Origin of the sequence: Acidovorax sp. (assembly GCF_046314175.1) — a bacterium.
Classification (GTDB): Bacteria; Pseudomonadota; Gammaproteobacteria; order Burkholderiales; family Burkholderiaceae_C; genus Acidovorax.
Window position 1 is genome coordinate 1 of sequence record NZ_JBKBXG010000059.1, and the last position, 21,886, is coordinate 21,886.

Sequence of the window (21,886 nt, forward strand, 5' to 3'; positions counted from 1 at the left end):
TGGTGGAAGCCTCCATGGGCGAAGAGCGCGCCAAGCTGATGGAAACCCTGAAGGAAGGCTCCATCGTTCAAGGCGTGGTCAAGAACATCACCGAATACGGTGCGTTCGTGGACCTGGGCGGTATCGACGGCCTGCTGCACATCACCGACATGGCATGGCGCCGTGTGCGTCACCCTTCCGAAGTGGTGACCGCTGGTCAAGAAATCACTGCCAAGATCCTGAAGTTCGACACCGAAAAGAACCGTGTCTCGCTGGGTCTGAAGCAAATGGGCGACGACCCATGGATGGGCGTGAACCGCCGCTACCCACAATCGACCCGCCTGTTCGGCAAGATCACGAACATTGCCGACTACGGCGCATTCGTTGAACTCGAACCCGGCATCGAAGGCCTGGTGCACGTCTCCGAAATGGACTGGACCAACAAGAACATCGCTCCCGCCAAGCTGGTTTCGCTGGGCGACGAAGTCGAAGTCATGGTTCTGGAAATCGACGAAGACAAGCGCCGCATCAGCCTGGGCATGAAGCAGTGCAAGGCCAACCCATGGCAAGAATTCGCCCAGGACACCAAGCGCGGCGACCGCGTGAAGGGTCCTATCAAGTCGATCACCGACTTCGGCGTATTCGTGGGCCTGGCTGCCGGCATCGACGGGCTGGTGCACTTGTCTGACCTGTCTTGGAACGAAGCTGGCGAAGCCGCCGTGCGTAACTACAAGAAGGGCCAGGAAGTCGAAGCCATCGTGTTGGCTGTGGACGTGGACCGTGAACGCATCTCGCTGGGTATCAAGCAGCTCGACGGCGACCCATTCACGACCTTCGTGACCGTGAACGACAAGGGCCAGACGGTGACCGGCAAGGTCAAGACCGTGGACGCCCGTGGCGCTGAAATCGACCTCGGCGAAGACATCGTGGGCTACCTGCGCGCTTCGGAAATCTCCCGCGACCGCGTGGAAGATGCTCGCAACGTGCTCAAGGAAGGCGACGAAGTCACTGCAGTGGTGGTGAATGTGGATCGCAAGACCCGCAACATCCAGCTGTCGATCAAGCAAAAGGACATGATCGACGAGCAAGGTGCCATGGCGAACCTGAGCCAGCAATCGAGCCGCGAAAGCGCCGGCACGACCAGCCTGGGCGCCCTGCTGCGCGCCAAGTTGGACAACTCGGAAAAGTAAAACGCTGACTCCCTAAAGAGTCAGACAGCGGGCGCCTCGGCGCCCGCTCCTCATTCAGCCGCAGCAGCCCGCCTATGCCCCAAGACTCCATGACCCGCTCAGACCTCGTTGAAGAACTGGCCGCGCGCTTTGGTCAGTTGACCCACCGCGATGCCGAGTTTGCCGTCAAGACCATTCTGGACGCCGTGGGCGACGCGCTGGTGCGTGGTCACCGCATCGAGATCCGGGGCTTTGGCAGCTTCTCGGTCAACCACCGCCCGCCCCGCATGGGCCGCAACCCGCGCAGCGGCGAAGCAGTGGCCATTCCAGAAAAGCGGGTGCCGCACTTCAAGCCCGGCAAGGCCCTGCGTGAAGCGGTCGACAAACGCACCGCTGAAATGGAAGAAAACTCCGGTACAGTCGGCAGCACAATCATTCAAAAATGATAGCTGCTAGCGCTTTATGGATAAGCGCTGAAGGCCTATTTGGCATTAACTTTCATCCAGCAAAGGCCGTCAGGCCCGCTGAGTCCTAGCTCTTAGAATCGCCCCACCACTGGGGAGACCGATGAAATACCTCCTGTGGCTGCTCAAGGCAGCCATTTTTTTTACCTTGTTCGCCTTTGCGTTGAACAACCAGCAAGACGCCACCGTGCACTTTTTCTTTGGCACGCAGTGGCGCGCGCCTTTGGTGCTGGTGGTGCTGACCGCCTTTGCCGCCGGGCTGTCGGTCGGAGTGCTGGGCATGGTGCCTCGCTGGTGGCGCCACCGTACCGCTGCACGCCGGGCGCATGCTGTCACAGTAACGCCTGCATCCAGTACCGCAGCCGCCACGCCGCCCGCGCCCCCTCCACCTCCCGACCTGCCCTCCGTCCATGGAATTTGATCTGAGCTGGATTCTGCTGGGCCTGCCGGTCGCGTTTGTGCTGGGCTGGCTGGCGTCGCGCTTTGACCTGCGCCAGCTGCGTGCGGAAAACCGCCGTGCACCCAAGGCGTATTTCAAGGGGCTGAACTTTCTGCTCAACGAGCAGCAGGACCAGGCCATTGATGCCTTTATCGAGGCGGTACAGAACGACCCCGACACATCCGAGCTGCACTTTGCACTGGGCAATTTGTTCCGTCGCCGTGGCGAATACGACCGCGCCGTACGCGTGCACGAACACCTGCTTTCGCGCGGCGACCTTTCCCGCACCGACCGCGAGCGTGCGCAGCACGCGCTGGCGCTGGACTTCCTCAAGGCAGGCCTGCTTGACCGAGCGGAAGACGCCTTGCACCGGCTGGAAGGCACTCCGTTCGAATCACAAGCCCGCCTGGCACTGCTGGCCATCTACGAGCGTTCTCGCGACTGGCCCCAGGCCACTGCGATTGCCCGCAAGATGCACGCGGCGGATCAAGGCGACTTCAGCACCCGCCAAGCGCATTACCTGTGTGAACAGGCGCTGGCGCTCAGCGGCCAGGGCGATCTGCCCGGTGCTCAGGCCTTGCTGGAACAAGCCGTGGCAGCGGCACCCGACGCGGCACGCGCGCGCATTGAAATGGCCCGCCTGCAGCGCCTGATGGGGCAACCCGCAGCAGTTTTGTCCACGCTCAAGACTCTAGGTGAACGCAATCCCGCCGCACTGCCATTGGCCGCGCCGCTGATGGTGGAGGCCGCCACGGCGACGGGCGAGTTGCCTGCCGTGCAGGCACTGCTGCAGGCGCACTACACACAGAACCCCTCGCTCGACGTGCTGGAGAGCATCGTGGCCCTGGAGGCAGCGAACGAGACCACGCGCGACACGGCGCGGCAACGCTACGTGCAGCATCTGGACAAGGAGCGCTCGCTGGTGGCAGCAGCCAAATGGCTGGCGACGGAAAAGCTGGAGCACGAAGAATTTCACCCCCAGATCCAGCGCGCGCTGGACCATGCCGTCAAGCCGCTGACCCGCTACCGCTGCGCAGCCTGCGGTTTTGAAGCCCGCCAGCATTTCTGGCAATGTCCCGGTTGCCAGACCTGGGACAGCTACCCGGCACGCCGTGTTGAAGAGCTCTGAGCCGTTGAAACAACTGGCTACATCGACTTTCCAGCCGTAGATAAGATGGCCGCGCAGACCGAAAACCCGTGAACCTTTGCGGGGTCTGGCTGCAAAAAAAATCCATCCATCTACACACCGAGGGAGTTCCATCATGTTCAAAAAAATACTGCTCATCATCACCCTGTTGTATGCCGCCGCCGCGTTCGCAGCGGTCGACGTGAACAAGGCCTCCGCTGCCGAGTTGGACGGCATCAAGGGCATTGGCCCCAGCCTGTCCACAAAAATCCTGGACGAGCGCAAGAACGGAAACTTCAAGGACTGGAGTGATTTCATTGGCCGCGTAGGCGGCGTGGGTGAGAAGACAGCGGCCAAGTTCTCCACCGAAGGCCTCACGGTGAACGGCAAGAAGTTCAGCGCTGCAGCCGTCGCCAAAGCGGACGCCAAAGCAGACAAGGCCGCAAAGAAGGATAAGGACGCCAACGCCGCAGACAAAAAGGCGGCCACCAACAAGAACAAGAAAGACGACAAGCCTGCTGACGCAGCGCCGGTGGCACAGGCTCCTGCCGCCGCCACCACCGCCGACGCTGCTACCAAAAAATAAGCACGCCGCGCAGTTGCAAAGCCCGCTTCAGCGGGCTTTTTCATTGGGGCCGCGCAAAACGCTCCGTAAAACCCCAGTGCCACGCAGTCAAAAGGCTTTTATCTTCACCGCCTAAAATTGCCTGCGCATGCCCCTGATCACCCTCATCCTCCTCCCCTTCATCGGCAGCCTGCTGGCAGCGGTTCTGCCCGCCAATGCACGCAACACCGAGTCCACGCTAGCGGGCCTGATTGCCCTTTTCTGCACCGTCCAGACAGCGCTGTACTTCCCCGAGATTGCCGACGGCGGCGTGCTGCGCCAAGAGATAACGTGGCTTCCTGCGCTGGGGCTGAACCTCATCATCCGCATGGACGGCTTTGCCTGGATGTTCTGCATGCTGGTGCTGGGTGTGGGAAGCCTGGTGGTCCTGTACGCGCGCTACTACATGTCGGCGGCCGACCCGGTGCCGCGCTTCTTTGCGTTCTTTCTGGCGTTCATGGGCGCCATGGCGGGCGTGGTGCTGTCGGGCAACATCATCCAGATTGCGTTCTTCTGGGAGCTGACCAGCCTGTTCTCGTTTTTGCTGATCGGCTACTGGCATCACCGCAAGGACGCCCGGCGCGGCGCGCGCATGGCGCTCACCGTGACAGGCACGGGGGGCCTGGCCATGCTGGCGGGCATGCTGGTGCTGGGCCACATCGTGGGCAGCTATGACCTCGATCATGTACTGGCGGCAGGCGCGCTGATCCAGGCGCACCCGCTGTACCTCACCGCGCTGGTGCTGATCCTTCTGGGTGCGCTCACCAAAAGTGCGCAGTTCCCCTTTCACTTCTGGCTGCCCAACGCCATGGCGGCTCCTACCCCTGTGTCGGCCTATCTGCACTCGGCCACCATGGTCAAGGCCGGTGTGTTCTTGATGGCACGCCTGTGGCCTGCGCTGGCCGGCACCGAGGAATGGTTCTGGCTGGTGGGTGGTGCGGGCCTGTGCACCTTGCTGGTGGGCGGCTATGCCGCCATGTTCCAGAACGATCTGAAGGGGCTGCTGGCGTATTCGACCATCTCTCACCTGGGCCTTATCACCCTGCTGCTGGGCTTGAACAGCCCTCTGGCCGCCGTGGCCGCCGTCTTCCACATCATGAACCACGCCACCTTCAAGGCATCGCTGTTCATGGCGGTGGGCATCGTCGACCATGAAAGCGGTACGCGCGACATCAGGCGCCTGTCTGGCCTGCGCAGGATGATGCCCATCACCTCCACATTGGCCATGGTGGCCAGCGCGGCCATGGCCGGCGTGCCGCTGCTCAACGGGTTTCTGTCCAAGGAAATGTTCTTTGCCGAAACGGTGTACGTGAACACCACGCCGATGCTGGAATGGCTGCTGCCCGTGGCCGCCACGGTGGCGGGCATGTTCAGCGTGGCGTATTCATTGCGTTTCACCGTGGATGTGTTCTGGGGCCCGCCCGCCACCGACCTGCCCCGCCCGCCGCACGAGCCTCCGCACTGGATGCGTGTGCCGGTCGAGCTGCTGGTGCTGGCCTGCCTGGTGGTGGGCACCTTGCCCGCCTGGTCGGTGGGGGCCTATCTGGCAGCGGCGGCGCGGCCCGTGGTGGGGGGCGATTTGCCCACCTACAGCCTGGCCGTCTGGCACGGTTTTAACACGCCGTTTGTGATGAGCCTCGTCGCACTGGGCGGCGGCATAGCGCTGTACGCGGCGCTGCGCAGGCACCGTGCGCGGGGCGTGCTGGATGCGCCACCGCTCATGCAACACATCAGCGGCCAACGGTTGTTTGAAGGTGTGCTTGCTGCGGTGTCCCTGGCGGGGCGCAGCGGCCGCCGCATGCTGGGTACCGGGCGCCTGCAGTGGCAGATGCTGTGGCTCATCAGCGCGGCGCTGGTGGCCGGTGTGCTGCCGCTGTGGTCCCGTGGGCTCCCCATTGGCGACCGAGCCCAGCTGCCGCTCTCGCCCGCTTTTGCGCTGATATGGCTGCTGGGGGCGGTGTGTGCGGTGGCAGCGGCGTGGCAGGCCAAGTACCACCGGCTGGCGGCGCTCACGCTGCTGGGCGGCTCCGGGCTGTGTGTGTGCCTGACCTTTCTATGGTTTTCAGCCCCAGACCTGGCATTGACCCAGATCGTGGTGGAAATCGTTACCACCATCCTGATTCTGCTGGGCCTGCGCTGGCTGCCACGGCGGGACGAAAGCCTGCGGGTTCCCACGCTGGCCGAAGCGCAGCGCACGCAGTTGCGCCGCTACCGCGACATGACCCTGGCACTGGTCACTGGCGCGGGCATGGCTCTGCTCTCGTTTGCCATGATGAGCCGCCCGTTCCCGGACAGCACTTCCACCTTTTTTCTGGAGAACGCACTCACCGGTGGCGGTGGCACCAACGTGGTCAACGTGATGCTGGTGGACTTTCGCGGCTTTGACACTTTTGGCGAGATCGTGGTGCTGGGCGTGGTGGCGCTCACGGTGTATGCGCTGTTGCGGCGCTTTCGCCCGGCGCGCGAGGTGATGGACCTGCCGCCCCAGCAGCGCGCCCTGCCCGCCGATGTGGACACGGACCTGGCCAACCCCCGCCAGACGGCAGATACCGCCATTGGCTACCTCATGGTACCGGCGGTGCTGGTGCGCCTGCTGCTGCCCTTTGCCACGCTGGTGGCCATGTACATCTTCATGCGCGGGCACAACGAGCCCGGTGGCGGGTTTGTGGCGGGCCTGGTGTTCTCGGTGGCGCTGCTGCTGCAGTACATCGTGTCAGGCACCTCGTGGGTCGAGGCGCATCTGCCGCTGTACCCACGCCGGTGGATCGCGATCGGGCTGCTCACCGCACTGGCCACGGGCCTCGGCGCGCTTTTCTGGGGCTTTCCGTTCCTGACCAGTCACACGGCCCACCTCACCGTGCCAGTGCTGGGCGAGGTCCACATTGCCAGCGCGCTGTTCTTTGACATTGGCGTGTTCACGCTGGTGGTGGGGTCCACCATGCTGATTCTTACGGGTATTGCCCACCAATCGGTGCGCAGCCACCGTTACAACAATGCACGCACCGCCGATGCAGAAGAAGCTGAAGCGGCAGACACCGCAAACAGCAGCAGCATCGCCACCGACAGACGGGGAGAAACCTCATGGAACTGATCCTGGCCCTGGCCATTGGCGTACTCACCGGCTCCGGCGTCTGGCTGCTGCTGCGCCCCCGCACCTTCCAGGTCATCATGGGGCTGTCGCTGCTGTCGTACGCGGTGAACCTCTTCATCTTCAGCATGGGCCGCCTGGGCCTGGCCATTGACAAGGAACCCGTGCTTCAGCCGGGCGTGCCGCAGGACCTTGTCCACTACGCCGACCCCATGCCCCAGGCGCTGACGCTCACAGCCATCGTGATCGGCTTTGCCATGACCGCGCTCTTTCTGGTGGTGCTGCTCGCGTCGCGCGGCATGTCAGGCACTGACCATGTGGACGGCGCCCACGCCAAGGATGCGCAGGAGATGCCGTGAAAGAATTCGGACACCCCCCTGAGGCGCTTCGCGCCTTCCCCCCGCTCTCGCAGCGCTGCGCGCTGCGGGCAGGGGGACGCAGCCCTCGCGTCGGGGCGGCCCTAGCTCGGCTGCCCTGGCTTAGACCGCGCCAGTTTCATGCGCAGCGCCATGGACTACTGACATGACATCCATGGAATCTTTTCTGCAAGGTCTGATGCCGCACCTCATCCTGGCGCCCATCGCAGTGCCGATGGTCGCCGCCGGGCTGATGCTGCTGCTGCGCGAAGAGCGCCAACGCACAAAGGTCACGCTCAACATTGTGGCGACCTTCCTGGGCCTGGTGGTGGCGGTGTTGCTGCTGGTGCAGGCCAAGCAGCCCGGCGTGCAGACCAGCCTCGAGGTGTACCTGCCCGGCAACTGGCCCGCGCCCTACGGCATCGTGCTGGCCATCGACCGGCTTTCGGCCATGATGCTAGTGCTCAGCAGCACGGTGGCGCTGGCCACGGTGCTGTTTTCGGCCGCGCGCTGGCACCGGGCGGGGGTGCACTTTCATCCGCTGTTCCAGTTCCAGCTGATGGGCCTGGCCGGGGCCTTCCTCACGGCCGACCTGTTCAACCTGTTCGTGTTTTTCGAGATCATGCTGGCCGCGTCCTACGGGCTGCTGCTGCATGGCTCGGGCCGCCCGCGCGTATCGGCGGGCCTGCACTACATCGCCATCAACCTCGCAGCCTCGTCGCTGTTCCTCATCGGTGTGTCGATGCTCTACGGCATCACCGGCACGCTGAACATGGCCGACCTGGCCCAGAGCATGGCGGGCATCGCGCCCGAAGACCGCGGGCTGCTGCATGCGGCGGCCGCCATTTTGGCGGTGGCGTTTCTCATCAAGGCCGCCGTGTGGCCACTCAACTTCTGGCTGGTGCCCGCCTACAGCGCTGCCACGGCGCCGGTGGGCGCCCTGTTTGCGCTGATGACCAAGGTGGGCGTGTACAGCGTGCTGCGGCTGTGGACCCTGTTGTTTGGTGCAGAGGCGGGCGATTCGGCGCAGTTCGGCGGCCAGTGGCTCATCGGTGGCGGCATGCTCACATTGGCGTTTGGCGCCATCGGCATGCTGGGGTCCCAGCGCCTGGGGCACTTGGCCGGGTTCGCCGCCATCCTGTCGTCGGGCACGCTGCTGGCCGCGCTCGGGTTTGGGCAAAACCTGCTCACTGCGGGGCTGCTGTACTACATGCTCGGCTCCACACTGGCGGTCAGCGCGCTGTTTCTGCTCAGCGACCTGATCGACCGCTGGCGCAACGATGGCTCCAACCTGGCGCCCTACGAACAGACCGACGATGCACCCTTTCTGTCCGCAGACCTGGTGCCTACCGAAGGCATGAACCTGGACGACAAGGAGCAGGCCCTGATCGGCCAGGTGATCCCTGCCGCGGCCGCGTTCCTGGGCCTGGCTTTCATGGCCTGTACGCTGGTGATTGCCGGTCTGCCGCCCTTGCCGGGCTTTGTGGGCAAGTTCGCCATGATCCATGCGCTGCTCAACCCGCTGGGGCTGGGCTCCTCCAACGGTTTCCAGCTGGGCGCTGCAGGCTGGATGCTGATGGCTTTGCTGGTGGTGTCGGGTCTCATTGCCCTGCTGGCGCTCACGCGGTCGGGCATTCGCCATTTCTGGTCTGCACAAGGCCGTGCAACGCCCCAATTGCTGGTGCTGGAGGGCCTACCAATTGCCTTGCTGCTGGTGGCCTGCGGGGCGCTGGTGTGGCAGGCGGGCGCGGTGATGCGCTACACACAGGCCACCGCCGATGCGCTGCACGCCCCGGCCACTTACGTGCGAGCCATCATGACAGCAGCCCCCGTGCCGACACCGCCGCGCAGCGGTACTTCACCCACGCAGGACACTGTGGCACCGGTGCAAGGGGGCGCACCATGACTGCCCCAGACCATGACCGTCCCCGCGCAGAATCTGCGGGCAGCACACCGGTGCATCCACCCCGGCGCAGACCGCTGCAGCGCCTCGTGCCCGCACCCCTGCTGTCCCTGGCCTTGCTGGGCCTGTGGCTGGTTCTCAACCGCAGCCTGAGCGTGGGGCACTTCGCGCTGGGCGGCCTGATGGGGATTGCGATACCGCTGCTGACCGCAGGGCTGCGTCCGCTGCCGGTGCGCATACGCAAGCCCGGTGTGGTGCTGCGCCTGGCGCTCACGGTGGCCAAAGACACGGTGCTGTCCAACGTCACTGTGGCGCGGCTGCTGCTGTCGCCTGCGAGTCGCAAACACCCTGCGGGGTTTGTGCACATTCCGCTCGACCTGCGCGACCCTAACGGCCTGGCCGTGCTGGCCATGGTGGTGTGCATCACCCCCGGCACCGCATGGGCCGAGCTGTCGCTGGACCGCAGCATGCTGCTGCTGCACGTGCTGGAGGTGGACGACCCCGAGGGCATCGTGGCTCAGGTCAAGGAACGCTATGAGCGCCCGCTGATGGAGATTTTTGAATGACCAACACTATCGCAGTGACCACTTCGACCCCTGTGCTTGACTGGGCCCTGCCCATTGCGTTGTTCATGCTGGCGCTGGCCATGGGCTGCGCACTGATCCGCCTGCTCAAGGGCCCGTCCGCACAAGACCGGGTATTGGCGCTGGACTGCATGTACCTGAGCGGCATGCTCGTGATGCTGGTGCTCGGCCTGCTGTATGGCAGCAAAAACTACTTTGAGGCCGCGCTGCTGCTGGCGCTGTTCAGCTTTGTGGGCGCCATGGCCATGGCCAAATTTCTGCTGCGTGGCGAGGTGATCGAATGACCGAAGCCGCCGCTACCGCCACCGCCGTGCTGCCCCTGTGGCTTGAAATCATCGTGGCCGTGCTGGTGCTGTCAGGCGCGGCACTGGCGCTGCTGGGCTCCACCGGGCTGCTGCGGCTGCCCACGTTTTTTGAACGCGTGCATGCACCCGCCATCATCGCCACGCTGGGCTGCTGGCTGATCATGCATGGCACGGTGCTGTACTTCACCGTGGCCGACCGCAGCATCGCACTGCATGCGCTGCTGATCGCCGTTTTCGTGGCCATCACGGTACCGATCATGTCGATCTTTCTGATGCGAGCCGCGCTGTTCCGCGCGCGGCAGATGGGGCTGGATGTGCCGCCGAGCCTGAGCCAGCCCAGAGCCAACGCCGACGCCGTAGCGAACACCGCATCCCCCACACCACCCGACGCAGTGACCGAAGCAGACGCAGGCGCTCATAACTCCTGATTTAATAGCTGCCAGCGCTTACTGGCAAAGCGCTAGCAGCCAATTCGACTATTATTTTTGGCCTAACACCCCAAATCCACCACCGCCCGGCGTGTGGATTTCAAACACATCGCCCGGCTGCATCTGCACCTGACCAATGTGGTCCAGCAACTCCACGCTGCCATCGCTGCGCACCACCTTGTTGATGCCCACGGCGCCTGGTCGACCACCCGCCATACCGAACGCGCCATGGTGGCGGCCGTTCGACAGGATGCTGGCCGTCATCGGCTCCAGAAAGCGCACACGGCGGATGCCGCCATCACCGCCCTTCCACTGCCCGGCGCCGCCCGAACCCTTGCGGATCTCGTAGCCCTCCAGCCGCACCGGGAAGCGGAACTCCAGCACCTCCGGGTCGGTCAGGCGCGAATTGGTCATGTGGCATTGCACGACGCTGGTGCCATCAAAACCGCCCGCCAGTTGCCCGTTGGCGTCCCACACGCCGCCCGCACCACTGCCGCCGGAAATGGTCTCGTAGTACTGGTAGCGCGTGCTGCCAAAGGTGAAGTTGTTCATGGTGCACTGCCCCGCCGCCATCAGGCCCAGCGCGCCGTACAGCGCATTGGTGATGCAGGTAGAGGTCTCCACATTGCCCGCCACCACCGAGGCCGGTGGGTTGGGGTTGAGCATGCTGCCGGGCGGGATGATGACGTTCAGCGGCTTCAAGCACCCCGCGTTCAGCGGAATGTCGTCATCCACCAGCGTGCGGAACACATACAGCACCGCAGCCATGCACACCGCCGTGGGCGCGTTGAAGTTGTTGGTCTGCTGCGGGCTGGTGCCGGTGAAGTCGATGGTGGCGCTGCGGCTATTCGCATCCACCTTCACGGCCACACTGATCTGCGCGCCGTTGTCCAATGGCAGCGTGAAGGCACCGTCCTTCAGGCGCGTGATGACACGGCGCACGGACTCTTCGGCGTTGTCCTGCACGTGGCGCATGTAGGCCTGCACGACATCAAGGCCGAACTCGCCCACCATGCGGCGCAGCTCCTGCTGGCCTTTTTCGTTGGCGGCGATCTGCGCACGCAGGTCGGCCATGTTCTGCTGGGGGTTGCGGCTCGGATACTCGCCGCTTTCCAGCAGCGCAATCATCTCGGCCTCGCGCAGCACGCCGCGCTCCACCAGCTTCACGTTGTTGATCTGCACGCCCTCTTCTGCGATGCGCGTGGAGAACGGCGGCATGGAGCCGGGCGTGGTGCCGCCCACATCCGCGTGGTGGCCGCGGCTGCCCACGTAGAACGTGGGCTCGGCCTCATTGGCAATGTAGACCGGCGTGATCACGGTGATGTCCGGCAGGTGCGTGCCGCCGTGGTACGGGTCGTTGAGCACGTACACATCGCCGGGCTGCATCTTGCCCGCGTTTTCACGCACCACGGTCTTGATGCTCTCGCCCATGCTGCCCAAATGCACGGGCATGTGCGGCGCGTTGGCGATCAGGTTGCCTGCTGTGTCAAACAGCGCGCAGCTGAAGTCCAGGCGCTCCTTGATATTGACCGAGTACGCCGTGTTCTGCAGCTGCAGCCCCATCTGCTCGGCGATGTTCATGAACAGGTTGTTGAACACTTCGAGCAGCACCGGGTCTACCGTGGTGCCCACGGCATGCTGCACGGCGCGCGCCACGCGGCGGTTGAGCAGCAGGTGATCGAGGTCGGTCAACTCAGCCTCCCAGCCGGGCTCGACTATTGTTGTGGCATTCTTTTCGGCAATGATGGCCGGGCCGGGGATCACGTCGCCGGGGCGCAAATCTTCGCGCACCACCAGGGCCGCGTCGTGCCACGCGGCCACACCGTCGGTGCCGCCGGTGTACATGCGCACGGTGCTGCGGCGCGGCACTTCGCGCGCGGGATGCAGTGCATGGCGCGGCTCCACGGGGGCATCACCTGGCACCACGGCCTCGACGGACACGGCCTCCACCACCAGGCCCTTGCCCTGCATGAGGAAGGCGAAACGCTGGCGGTAGGCGTTCTCGAACGCAGCGGTGATCTCGGCCTGCGTGCCAAACGGAACGATCAGCGCCGAGTCACTGCCCTCATAGCGCACATGCACGCGGCGGTGCACCACGGCGGTGCCGCTGCCCGACTGCTGGCGCTCCAGCTCGGTGCGGGCCGTGGTGGCGAGTTGTTCCAATGTGGCTTCTATGCCGGGCAATGCCTCAGGCACCAGCTTGGCCTCCACCGCCTGTTCGCGGATCACGTTCTGGTCCGCCAGGCCCATGCCATAGGCGCTGAGCACACCGGCGAGCGGGTGCACAAACACGCGCGTCATGCCCAATGCATCTGCGACCAGGCACGCGTGCTGGCCGCCCGCGCCACCAAAACACTGCAGGGTGTAGCGTGTCACGTCATAGCCGCGCGCCACGCTGATCTTCTTGATGGCATTGGCCATCTGCTGCACGGCGATCTGGATAAAGCCGTGGGCGACATCCTCTGCCTTGCGCCCGGTCTGCATCGCAAGGCCGTCGAATTTTTGCACTACCGCATGGCCATCCAACGCCTCGTTCGCAGCATGGCCAAACACCTTGGGGAAATGCGCGGGCTGGATCTTGCCCACCATCACGTTCGCATCGGTCACAGCGAGCGGTCCGCCCCGGCGGTAGCTGGCGGGGCCGGGGTTGGCGCCCGCGCTCTCGGGGCCGACACGGAAACGCGCGCCGTCAAAACCGAGGATAGAACCGCCGCCCGCCGCCACGGTGTGGATGCTCATCATCGGCGCACGCATGCGCACGCCCGCCACCTGCGTCTCAAACTCCCGCTCAAACTCGCCCGCATAGTGGCTCACATCGGTGCTGGTGCCACCCATGTCAAAACCGATGACCTTGTCGTGGCCCGCCAAACCTGCGGTGCGCGCCATCCCGACAATGCCGCCCGCAGGCCCCGAGAGGATCGCGTCCTTGCCCTGGAACACCTGCGCATCGGTCAGCCCGCCCGACGACTGCATGAAGAACAGCTGCACACCCGGCATCTCGCTGGCCACCTGGTCCACATAGCGGCGCAGGATGGGCGAGAGGTAAGCATCCACCACCGTGGTGTCGCCCCGGCTTACCAGCTTCATCATGGGGCTGGTGGCGTGCGATGCGCTCACCTGCGTAAAGCCCGCCTCGCGCGCAATGCGGGCGGCGGCTTCTTCGTGCGCGGTGTAACGGTAGCCGTGCATGAACACAATGGCCGCGCTGCGCAGGCCCGCGTCATAGGCAGCCCACAGGCGTTCTTTCAGGTGGGCTTCGTCCAGTGCTTCGATCACGTCCCCGTGTGCGCCCACGCGCTCCTGCGCTTCGATCACGCGTTCGTACAGCAGCTCGGGCAGCACGATGCGCCGGTCAAACAAGCGCGGGCGGTTTTGGTACGCAATGCGCAGCGCGTCCTTGAAACCCTTGGTGGTGATGAGCAACGTGGGCTCGCCCTTGCGCTCCAGCAGCGCGTTGGTGGCCACGGTGGTGCCCATCTTCACGCACTCCACCAACTCGGGCGTCACCGCCTCGCCGGGCTTGAGCCCCAGTAGATGGCGGATGCCTGCCACGGCCGCGTCCTTGTACTGCTCAGGGTTCTCGGACAGCAGCTTGTGCGTGACCAGGGTGCCGTCCGGGCGCTTGCCCACCACGTCGGTGAAGGTGCCTCCACGGTCGATCCAGAACTGCCAGCGGGACAAGGGATTGGGTTGGTTGGACATATCAATGCTATTCAATGTATAGCTATCAGCGCTTTATTGATAAGCGCTAGAGCCACTTTTGATTCAATTTTTCGACTAAGAGAGAGGGCAAAGGAAGGCAACAATCACAGCGACGCAGCGGACCGCGCCGCCTGGTCATACATGCCCGACAGCACACGCAGCAAGCGGGCCAGCTCGCCGATGTCGCGGTTGAGCGCATCGTCGGCATTCAACGCGTCAATCAGGCAGCTCTCACGGATTTCGCGGTAGCGCTGCACGTAGGCGCGGCCCGCGTCGGTGGCGGCGTAGGTCACTTCCTTGCCATTTTTTTGCGAGGCCACCACGCCCAGGGTCTGCAGCTTTTTGAGCGAGTAGTTCACCAGGTGTGTGTCTTCCACATTCATGATGAAGCAGATGTCGGCCAGCCGTTTGTCGCGCGCCCGGTGCGACACATGGTGCAGCACCACAACGTCCAGCGGCATCAGGTCTTTGAGGCCCGCGGCCGACATGCAATGCACCACCCAGCGGTGAAACGCGTTGCCCGCCACGATGAGGCCAAATTCAAACTCGCTCATCTCTGCGCTCTGCGCAGACACCAGGTGCGATGACGACACGATGGGGCCGGAATCCGTCTTGGGCTTTGCTGGGGATTTCATGACGAGGTCGATCCTGGGTTGATCTGCCATTGGCACGGGATATGCATGGGGCATTGTAGGCAAGTCGATAGCAATTTGTTGGCAATTTGTCAGCGTTTAGGCAAAACACCTATCGCATTCTGATCGGCTTCCGATACAGTGCCCTCTCGTATTCATTGATACCCAACCCTGCGGAGCTCACCCATGAAGCGTCGAATCTTCCCCGTCACCGCGCTCAGCCTGGCCCTGGTTGCCGGCCTGTCTGTCACCTCGGCTTTTGCCCAGACCAAATGGGACCTGGCCGCAGCGTACCCGGCCACCAACTTCCACACCGAGAACATGGTGCAACTGGCGGGCGATGTGGACAAGGCCACCAGCGGCAAGCTCAAGATCACGGTGCATGCCAATGCGGCACTGTTCAAGGCGCCCGAAATCAAGCGCGCGGTGCAAGGCGGCCAGGCGCAGATGGGCGAGATCCTGCTGGCCAACTTCCAGAACGAATGGCAACTCTTCGGCGTGGACGGCCTGCCCTTCCTGGCCGACAGCTACGACGCATCGAAAAAGCTCTACGCCGCCCAAAAACCTTTCCTTGAAAAGAAGCTGGCCGAACAAGGCATGGTGCTGCTGTATGCCGTGGCGTGGCCACCGCAAGGCATCTACACCAAGAAGCCCCTGACCAGCGCCGCCGACCTGAAGGCCGTGAAATGGCGCGCCTACAGCCCCGCCACCGCACGCATTGCAGAACTGGTGGGCGCACAGCCTGTGACCGTGCAGGCAGCAGAGTTCTCGCAAGCGCTGGCGACCGGCGTGGTCGAGTCGACCATGACGTCGGGCGCCACGGGGGTGGACAGCAAGCTGTACGAACACCTCAAGTTCCACTACGACACCCAGGCCTGGCTGCCCAAGAACGCGGTACTGGTGAACAAGAAGGCGTTTGACGCTTTGGACAAGCCCAGCCAGGACGCCCTGCTCAAGGCGGGTGCCGACGCGGAAGCACGCGGCTGGGCAAACAGCGCCAAGGTCAACACCGACACCATCGCCAAGCTCAAGGCCAACGGCATGACCGTGGAAGCCCCGCCCGCGCAACTGAAGGCCGACATGGCCAAGGTAGGCGACACGATGCTCAAGGAATGGCTGGACAAGGCCGGTCCCGAAGGCAAGGCGCTGATTGACGCCTTCCGCAAGTAAGAAAAGAAACCCGCCTGTTTTATGCGTCGATTGCTCGATTTTGTGTATGACGGCGCTGCCGCGGTGGCAGCGCTTTTTATGGTCGGCCTGCTGGGCATGGTGCTGTTGTCCATCATCAGCCGCCAGCTGCACTTTCATGTGCCGGGCACCGATGCGTATGCAGGCTACATGATGGCCGCCGCCGGGTTTCTGGCGCTGGCCCACACCTTAAAGCGCGGCGAGCACATCCGTGTGACGCTGCTGCTCAACGCCCTCAAGGGCCGCTGGAAGCAAGGTTTCGAAATCTGGTCGCTGGGCATTGCCACGCTGCTTGCGGTGCTGTTTGCCTACTACAGCTGCAAGCTCGCTTGGCAGTCGCACGAGTTCCACGACATCTCCACCACCAGCGACGCCACACCGCTGTGGATTCCGCAGATTGCGATGGCGTTGGGCACCGTGGTGCTGGCGCTGGCCTTTGTGGACGAACTGGTGCTGGAGCTGCTGGGACGGCGTACCCGCCACAACCCCGACGAGCAACTGCGCAATGAATGATGTCCGCGCAAACGCATCGCTGGGTCATGGCCTGCCGCCTGTTGCCCCTAGCCAGTCCCCCACCAAAACAACAAACCCACGCCCCGCAGGCTCCCGACCATGAGTGATCTCGCCATTACCGGCTTGCTGGTACTTTCGCTGTTTCTGATTCTGGGCAGCGGTGTGTGGATCGGGCTCACGCTGTCGGGCGTGGCGTGGATCGGCATGCAGCTGTTCTCGTCACGCCCCGCGGGCGATGCGATGGCCGTGACCATCTGGGGCTCGGCATCAAGCTGGACTTTGACCGCCCTGCCCCTGTTCATCTGGATGGGCGAAATCCTGTTTCGCACCCGGCTGTCGCAAGACATGTTCAAGGGCCTGGCGCCGTGGGTGCAGCTGCTGCCGGGCCGGCTGCTGCACACCAACGTGGTGGGTTGCACCATCTTCGCTGCAGTGTCCGGCTCCAGTGCAGCCACCTGCGCCACCATTGGCAAGATGACGCTGCCTGAGCTCAAAGCCCGTGGATACCCCGAGCACATGATCGTCGGCACGCTGGCTGGTGCCAGCACCTTGGGCCTGCTCATCCCCCCGTCCATCATCATGATCGTGTATGGCGTGATGGCCGAGGTGTCGATCTCCAAACTGTTTGTAGCGGGCGTATTGCCGGGCGCGTTGCTGGCGGCACTTTTCTCGGGCTACATCGTCCTGTGGGCGCTGCGCAACCCGGGGCAGATCCCGCAAGCGACTGAACGCCTCACGTTCATGCAAAAGCTCTCGGCCTCGCGTGCGCTGATTCCGGTGGTGCTGCTGATTGCCGCGGTGCTGGGTTCCATCTACACCGGCATTGCCACCGCCACCGAGGCCGCAGCCGTGGGCGTGGTGGGCTCGCTGGTGCTGTCGGCGCTGCAGGGCTCGATGAACTGGGCGAGCTTTCGCGATGCCCTCATGGGCGCCACGCGGCTGTATTGCATGATCGCGCTCATCCTGGCGGGGGCCGCATTTTTGACCCTGTCGATGGGCTACATCGGCCTGCCGCGCCACCTGGCCGAATGGATCGCATCGCTGGGGCTGAACCAGGCGCAGCTGATTGCAGCGCTGGCCATCTTCTTCATCATCCTGGGCTCGTTCCTCGATGGCATCTCGATGGTGGTGCTGACCATGGGCGTGCTGATGCCTACAGTGCAGGCAGCCGGCATCGACCCCATCTGGTTCGGCATTTTTGTGGTGCTGGTGGTAGAGATGGCGCAAATCACGCCGCCCGTGGGCTTCAACCTGTTCGTGCTGCAGGGCATGACAGGCCGCCAGTTGACCTGGATCGCCAAGGTCACGCTGCCCATGTTTTTGCTGATGTGCGCAGCCGTGGCCCTGATCTACATATTCCCTGGCATCGTCACCTGGCTGCCGCAACAGATGTCAGCCCGCTGAGAACGCAACGCGAACACGGCGCCCACCTTCGCCGTTTCCATAGCACCGGACACACCAGTCGCACCCGGCGCACCGGGCGCACAACCCAGTACAGCTCAGCGACAATCGCCCCATGCTGAATGTTGTTGCAATCTGCCTTGGGGCCTGCGTGGGCGCGCTGGCCCGCTGGCGCCTGGGGTTGTGGCTCAGTCCTGGCGGGCTGATTCCCTGGGGCACGCTGGCGGCCAACCTGGTGGGTGGCTATCTGGTGGGCCTGTGTGTCGCCATCTTTCATGCGATGCCGCAGATCGACCCGGTGTGGCGCCTGGCGCTGATCACCGGGTTTCTGGGCGCACTCACCACGTTCTCCAGTTTCTCTGCCGAAGTGGTCCAGATGCTGATGGCGCAGCGCTATCTGGCGGCCATGGGTACCACGGCCCTGCATCTGGCCGGATCTCTGGGGCTTACAGTGCTCGGCATGCACACTGCTTCATATTTGATAGCATCTCGCGCTTGATAGACTAGCGCTAGAGCATGAATTCGCTTCAAACTGCCTTCTCTAACCGACTTCAAAAACTGACCGGCTTCACGCCGCCCACGCCAGCCCCCGTATTCCGTTCTCATCATTTTCTTCAATCTCCCACAGACACCGCGAGCCATTCATGGAAGCCAACACCCAACTGAACGAACGCCGCCTGGCAGATGCCTGGGCTGAACTGCAAAGCCATGCCTCCAGCGGCAACCCGCTACACGCAGACGCATACCGCCTCGCGTTTGCCGACCCGGAGTTTCTGTTCCGCCGCGAAACCCGGGGTATCCGCTTTCAGCTGGAAATGCTCAAGCCCGACCTGGGCCAGGCCGAGCAAGGCATTGAGAACACCGTGGTGGTCTACGGCAGCGCACGGTTTGTGGCCCCCGACGAAGCGGCCACCCAGCTGGCCGAGGCCGAAGCCAGCGGCGACGAGGTGCGACTGCAGCGCGCCCACCAGGCCGTGCGCAACGCCCGCTACTACGACCTGGCCCGCCAGTTCGCCCGCGTGGTGGCCGAACACAGCGAGCGCCAGCCGCCCGCTGACCGCATCTACATCTGCACCGGCGGCGGCCCCGGCATCATGGAGGCTGCCAACCGTGGCGCGCACGACGTGGGCGCGCTCAACGTGGGCCTGAACATCGCCCTGCCCCATGAGCAAAGCGGCAACCGGTTCATCTCACCGTCGCTCAGCTTCAAGTTCCACTACTTCGCGCTGCGCAAGATGCATTTCATGATGCGTGCCAAGGCGTTGGTAGCCTTCCCCGGCGGCTTCGGCACGCTGGATGAACTGTTTGAAGTGCTGACCCTGGTGCAGACCAAGAAGGCCAAGCCCGTGCCCATCGTGCTGTTTGGCACCGACTACTGGAAGCGCTTGGTCAACTTCGAGGTGCTGGTCGAAGAAGGCACGATCTCGGCGCAAGACCTCAAGCTCTTTCACTACACCGACGACCCGCAAGAGGCGTGGGAACTGATCAAGTCGTTCTACCAGCTGTGATCAGTCCCTGCAGACCGCACTGTGCGCCGCGTGAGGGCGTTACGCAGGCTTAACGGATAACCGGTGGCGGGGGCGGCACCGCAATCGGCGGCAGCACCACAATCGGCCGCACGATGGGCGGCAACACAAAGACAGGCGGCCGTACCGCGGGGGGTGCCGTCGTCGGTGGTGTGGTCGTTGGCGGTGTGGTGGGCGATTGCGGGGGGCGCGTTGACGGGGGCTGTGTGGGGGTGGGCGTGGGCGTGCCCGTGACCGGAGGCGGTGTCGGCGTCGGCGTCGGCACAAACGGGTCCGTCGGCCCCGGCGTGGGTACCGGCACGGGGGCAGGCGTCGGTACCGATGGTGCCGACGGCGGCGGCACCGTCGCAGGCGGCGGAGCCGGTGGCGTAGGGTCCGGCGTTACCCGCTCTGCACCACCCAATTGCTCTCCCACAACAAACGGCAGCGGCGGTGGTGGCAGCGGCAGCACAGCGCGGGTGTGGGTGTACAGAGGCAACCGGCTGCTGGCCACCACGCGCACCGACTCACCAGCTTTCACACCCACGCAGCCTGCTTCGGTGCAGACCTCGATCTCATCCTGCTCGCCCGACACGACCAGCTCACCCTGTGCATTGAAAGCCACCAGAAACGCCGATCCGCGAATACCCACCACGGCCGTGGGCGTGGTGACCTTGTAGTTTTGCGGGTTGCGCTTGCCAATCAAGCCCGTCACAGCGCGCATGCCGCCCTGCAGCAGACTCACGGCAAAGTTCTCCTGCGCGGGGTTGCCGGTGTCGGCATAGCGCGTCACGGTGAACTGCGAGTCGGGGTACAGCGCAACAAGGCCGCCGTCCGAAAACCGGATCTGCGCCCGACCGGCGGCGCCCGTCACGATCATGTCGCCGCTCTCAACGTCGGTGCCCTTGATGGCAGGGGCCACCACGGCCCCCCGGCGCAGCTGCACGTCCCCGGTAGAAAACTGCACCGAACCCGCTGCGGCAAAACCCTGCACAGGCCAGGCGGCCACCATGGCCATCCAGAGCGCGAGCCGGGAAGAAGGAAGATTGGATTGCTGCATCACGGGCTCCCTCAGAACTCACGCCGTACGGTGACGGAAAAAATACGGCGGTCGTAGTCGGTGATGGGCAATGTCGAGTCATTGCGCGTCAACGCCCATTGGGGCGTGATCCGCCAACCCGGCGCGGGGAGCCAGGACACCCCCAGCACCCATTGGGTCTGCCGGTCGCGCCGTGCCACGCCAAAGAAGGGGTCTGCGGCCCCATAGTGGCGCCGCTCGTAGTTGAGGTGGGTAAAAGCGGCCCACTGCGTGCTGATGGCCCACTGCACGCCGCCGCGCAGCCCGGCGAGGTCATGCCCCAGACTTTCCACGCCGGTGGCCCGTGGCGTCTCGTGCCCGGCATACAGCCCTGCGTAAAACAGGCTGCCATTGCGCAGCACATGGATGTACGAGGTGCCACCCACCGTGCGCCGCGCGTCGCGCAATCCCTGGGTGGGGTAGTGCAAGCCCTGCACCTGCAAGAACGTGTCCCATTGGCGGAACCCGTCAATGCGGTAGATCCATTCGCCCAGAACACCGCCGATGTTGCGCAGCGTGTCACCGTCCAGCCGGTAGGTCGCGCACTGCGCACTCAGCATCCACTCATGGCGCTCCACGCGGTAGGCCACGCCCGCCGTCACGTCCAGCTGATCGCTGTCGTATGGCTTTCCCGCCGTCGAATGCCCACGCACCTCGGCGGTTGCCGCACCGATCAGCGACCAGCGGGAGTCCAGCACATGCCGCCCCCGCACATTGCCGAGCAAGGCAGCGTAAGACGCGCGCTGCGCCTGAGCGCCCGGCTGCAGCGTCCAAGGCGGTGTGCCTGGAGGCGACAGCGCGGGTGCATTCAGATCAGGCCCTGCGTTCACATTGGTATCACGGGCCAGCGTGACATCGATGTGCCCTTTCCAGGTCGAGCGCCCTTCGTGGCCCATGCGGTCATAGGAGACCAGAAACTGATCGATGCTGAGCGCGGCATCCACCGGGATGGCACGGGCGCGTGCCTGCTCTGAAAGCGCCAACACGCCTTTGCGGTCGCCAACGGCGTGCAGCGACCGCGCCAGCTCCAGCTGGGCGACGGCGTTGTCGGGCTGCGTTGCCACCAGGCGCTCCCAGGCCATCACGGCACGGGTGTACTGGTGGGCGGCGAAGGCCGCGCGGCCCATGGCTTCGTCAAACGCCGGGTCGCCTGCGCGGGTGGATTCCTGGGCGTCCAGCAGTTGAAAGGCCTGCAGGGGATTGCCTTGCTGAACAAAGGACTCTGCCTGGTTCAGCAGATCGTCTGCAAAGGACAGAGACCAGGGCACAAGGCCCAGCAGCGGCATCAGCACCAGGTGGCGGGCCCGCTGGAGCCCCGATTGAGTGCGCATGGCAGTCCCCTCCTGTCGATCAGGCGGAGACTACTCCTTTTCAACCCTTTTGCTCACCCCCCAATTGCCCTATTTCTGCGGGTGTCGATTG

20 protein-coding genes are annotated in these 21,886 nt (G+C 64.2%); 16 read left to right on the forward strand and 4 right to left on the reverse strand.

Annotated features, from left to right (window positions below; translation table 11 throughout):
- The 11 genes from ACK4OE_RS16785 to mnhG all read left to right on the forward strand — a co-directional run.
- Positions 1-1,169: 30S ribosomal protein S1 (locus ACK4OE_RS16785; RefSeq protein WP_409886247.1), on the forward strand; the 1,169-nt coding region annotated here is incomplete at its 5' end.
- An 89-nt stretch (positions 1,170-1,258) separates the two neighbouring features.
- Positions 1,259-1,594 carry an integration host factor subunit beta gene (locus ACK4OE_RS16790; RefSeq protein ID WP_409886249.1) on the forward strand — a complete coding sequence of 112 codons (336 nt, stop codon included), beginning with the start codon at positions 1,259-1,261 and terminating at the stop codon, positions 1,592-1,594.
- Positions 1,595-1,715: 121 nt separating this feature from the next.
- The gene (locus ACK4OE_RS16795) at positions 1,716-2,033 is read left to right on the forward strand and encodes a lipopolysaccharide assembly LapA domain-containing protein (protein WP_409886251.1); all 318 of its coding nucleotides are present in this window, start codon (positions 1,716-1,718) and stop codon (positions 2,031-2,033) included.
- Positions 2,023-3,180: a lipopolysaccharide assembly protein LapB gene (lapB, locus tag ACK4OE_RS16800; protein ID WP_409886253.1), complete on the forward strand. Its 1,158-nt coding sequence runs from the start codon at positions 2,023-2,025 to the stop codon at positions 3,178-3,180. The genes ACK4OE_RS16795 and lapB overlap by 11 nt, the downstream gene beginning before the upstream one ends.
- Positions 3,181-3,313: 133 nt before the next feature.
- The gene (locus ACK4OE_RS16805) at positions 3,314-3,763 is read left to right on the forward strand and encodes a ComEA family DNA-binding protein (protein WP_409886255.1); all 450 of its coding nucleotides are present in this window, start codon (positions 3,314-3,316) and stop codon (positions 3,761-3,763) included.
- Between the two features lie 127 nt (positions 3,764-3,890).
- Positions 3,891-6,872, forward strand: coding sequence for a monovalent cation/H+ antiporter subunit A (locus tag ACK4OE_RS16810; protein ID WP_409886257.1), 2,982 nt, complete (start codon positions 3,891-3,893; stop codon positions 6,870-6,872).
- Entirely contained in the window at positions 6,863-7,228 is a 366-nt protein-coding gene (locus ACK4OE_RS16815) for a Na+/H+ antiporter subunit C (protein WP_409886259.1), read from the forward strand. Before ACK4OE_RS16810 ends, ACK4OE_RS16815 begins: the two co-directional genes overlap by 10 nt.
- Positions 7,229-7,391: 163 nt before the next feature.
- Positions 7,392-9,131 (forward strand): monovalent cation/H+ antiporter subunit D, encoded by a 1,740-nt coding sequence (locus tag ACK4OE_RS16820; protein WP_409886261.1) that lies wholly within the window; start codon positions 7,392-7,394, stop codon positions 9,129-9,131.
- The gene (locus tag ACK4OE_RS16825; RefSeq protein ID WP_409886263.1) at positions 9,128-9,694 is read left to right on the forward strand and encodes a Na+/H+ antiporter subunit E; all 567 of its coding nucleotides are present in this window, start codon (positions 9,128-9,130) and stop codon (positions 9,692-9,694) included. Before ACK4OE_RS16820 ends, ACK4OE_RS16825 begins: the two co-directional genes overlap by 4 nt.
- The gene (locus ACK4OE_RS16830; RefSeq protein WP_409886265.1) at positions 9,691-9,996 is read left to right on the forward strand and encodes a K+/H+ antiporter subunit F; all 306 of its coding nucleotides are present in this window, start codon (positions 9,691-9,693) and stop codon (positions 9,994-9,996) included. Before ACK4OE_RS16825 ends, ACK4OE_RS16830 begins: the two co-directional genes overlap by 4 nt.
- A complete protein-coding gene (mnhG, locus tag ACK4OE_RS16835; protein WP_409886267.1) occupies positions 9,993-10,445 on the forward strand; it encodes a monovalent cation/H(+) antiporter subunit G in 453 nt (150 codons plus the stop codon). The genes ACK4OE_RS16830 and mnhG overlap by 4 nt, the downstream gene beginning before the upstream one ends.
- A gap of 51 nt (positions 10,446-10,496) precedes the next feature.
- On the opposite strand, the gene ACK4OE_RS16840 is transcribed toward mnhG, so the two are convergent.
- Positions 10,497-14,147, reverse strand: a complete 3,651-nt coding sequence (locus ACK4OE_RS16840; RefSeq protein WP_409886269.1) for a hydantoinase B/oxoprolinase family protein — start codon at positions 14,145-14,147, stop codon at positions 10,497-10,499.
- Positions 14,148-14,251: 104 nt separating this feature from the next.
- The gene (locus ACK4OE_RS16845; RefSeq protein WP_409886271.1) at positions 14,252-14,782 is read right to left on the reverse strand and encodes a winged helix DNA-binding protein; all 531 of its coding nucleotides are present in this window, start codon (positions 14,780-14,782) and stop codon (positions 14,252-14,254) included.
- Between the two features lie 183 nt (positions 14,783-14,965).
- Here ACK4OE_RS16845 and ACK4OE_RS16850 point away from each other — a divergent pair, with 183 nt between their 5' ends.
- The 5 genes from ACK4OE_RS16850 to ACK4OE_RS16870 all read left to right on the forward strand — a co-directional run bounded on the left by ACK4OE_RS16850 (position 14,966) and on the right by ACK4OE_RS16870 (position 19,389).
- Positions 14,966-15,949 (forward strand): TRAP transporter substrate-binding protein, encoded by a 984-nt coding sequence (locus tag ACK4OE_RS16850; protein ID WP_409886273.1) that lies wholly within the window; start codon positions 14,966-14,968, stop codon positions 15,947-15,949.
- A 21-nt stretch (positions 15,950-15,970) separates the two neighbouring features.
- The gene (locus tag ACK4OE_RS16855) at positions 15,971-16,480 is read left to right on the forward strand and encodes a TRAP transporter small permease (protein WP_409886275.1); all 510 of its coding nucleotides are present in this window, start codon (positions 15,971-15,973) and stop codon (positions 16,478-16,480) included.
- Between the two features lie 99 nt (positions 16,481-16,579).
- Positions 16,580-17,884: a TRAP transporter large permease gene (locus tag ACK4OE_RS16860; RefSeq protein ID WP_409886277.1), complete on the forward strand. Its 1,305-nt coding sequence runs from the start codon at positions 16,580-16,582 to the stop codon at positions 17,882-17,884.
- A 112-nt stretch (positions 17,885-17,996) separates the two neighbouring features.
- Complete coding sequence (gene crcB, locus ACK4OE_RS16865) at positions 17,997-18,380, forward strand: fluoride efflux transporter CrcB (RefSeq protein ID WP_409886279.1); 384 nt, start codon at positions 17,997-17,999, stop codon at positions 18,378-18,380.
- A 145-nt stretch (positions 18,381-18,525) separates the two neighbouring features.
- Entirely contained in the window at positions 18,526-19,389 is an 864-nt protein-coding gene (locus tag ACK4OE_RS16870; protein WP_409886281.1) for a TIGR00730 family Rossman fold protein, read from the forward strand.
- 49 nt (positions 19,390-19,438) lie between these two features.
- On the opposite strand, the gene ACK4OE_RS16875 is transcribed toward ACK4OE_RS16870, so the two are convergent.
- A complete protein-coding gene (locus tag ACK4OE_RS16875) occupies positions 19,439-20,446 on the reverse strand; it encodes a FecR domain-containing protein (protein ID WP_409886283.1) in 1,008 nt (335 codons plus the stop codon).
- 11 nt (positions 20,447-20,457) lie between these two features.
- Positions 20,458-21,795, reverse strand: coding sequence for a surface lipoprotein assembly modifier (locus ACK4OE_RS16880; protein ID WP_409886285.1), 1,338 nt, complete (start codon positions 21,793-21,795; stop codon positions 20,458-20,460).
- Between the last annotated feature and the right edge of the window lie 91 nt (positions 21,796-21,886).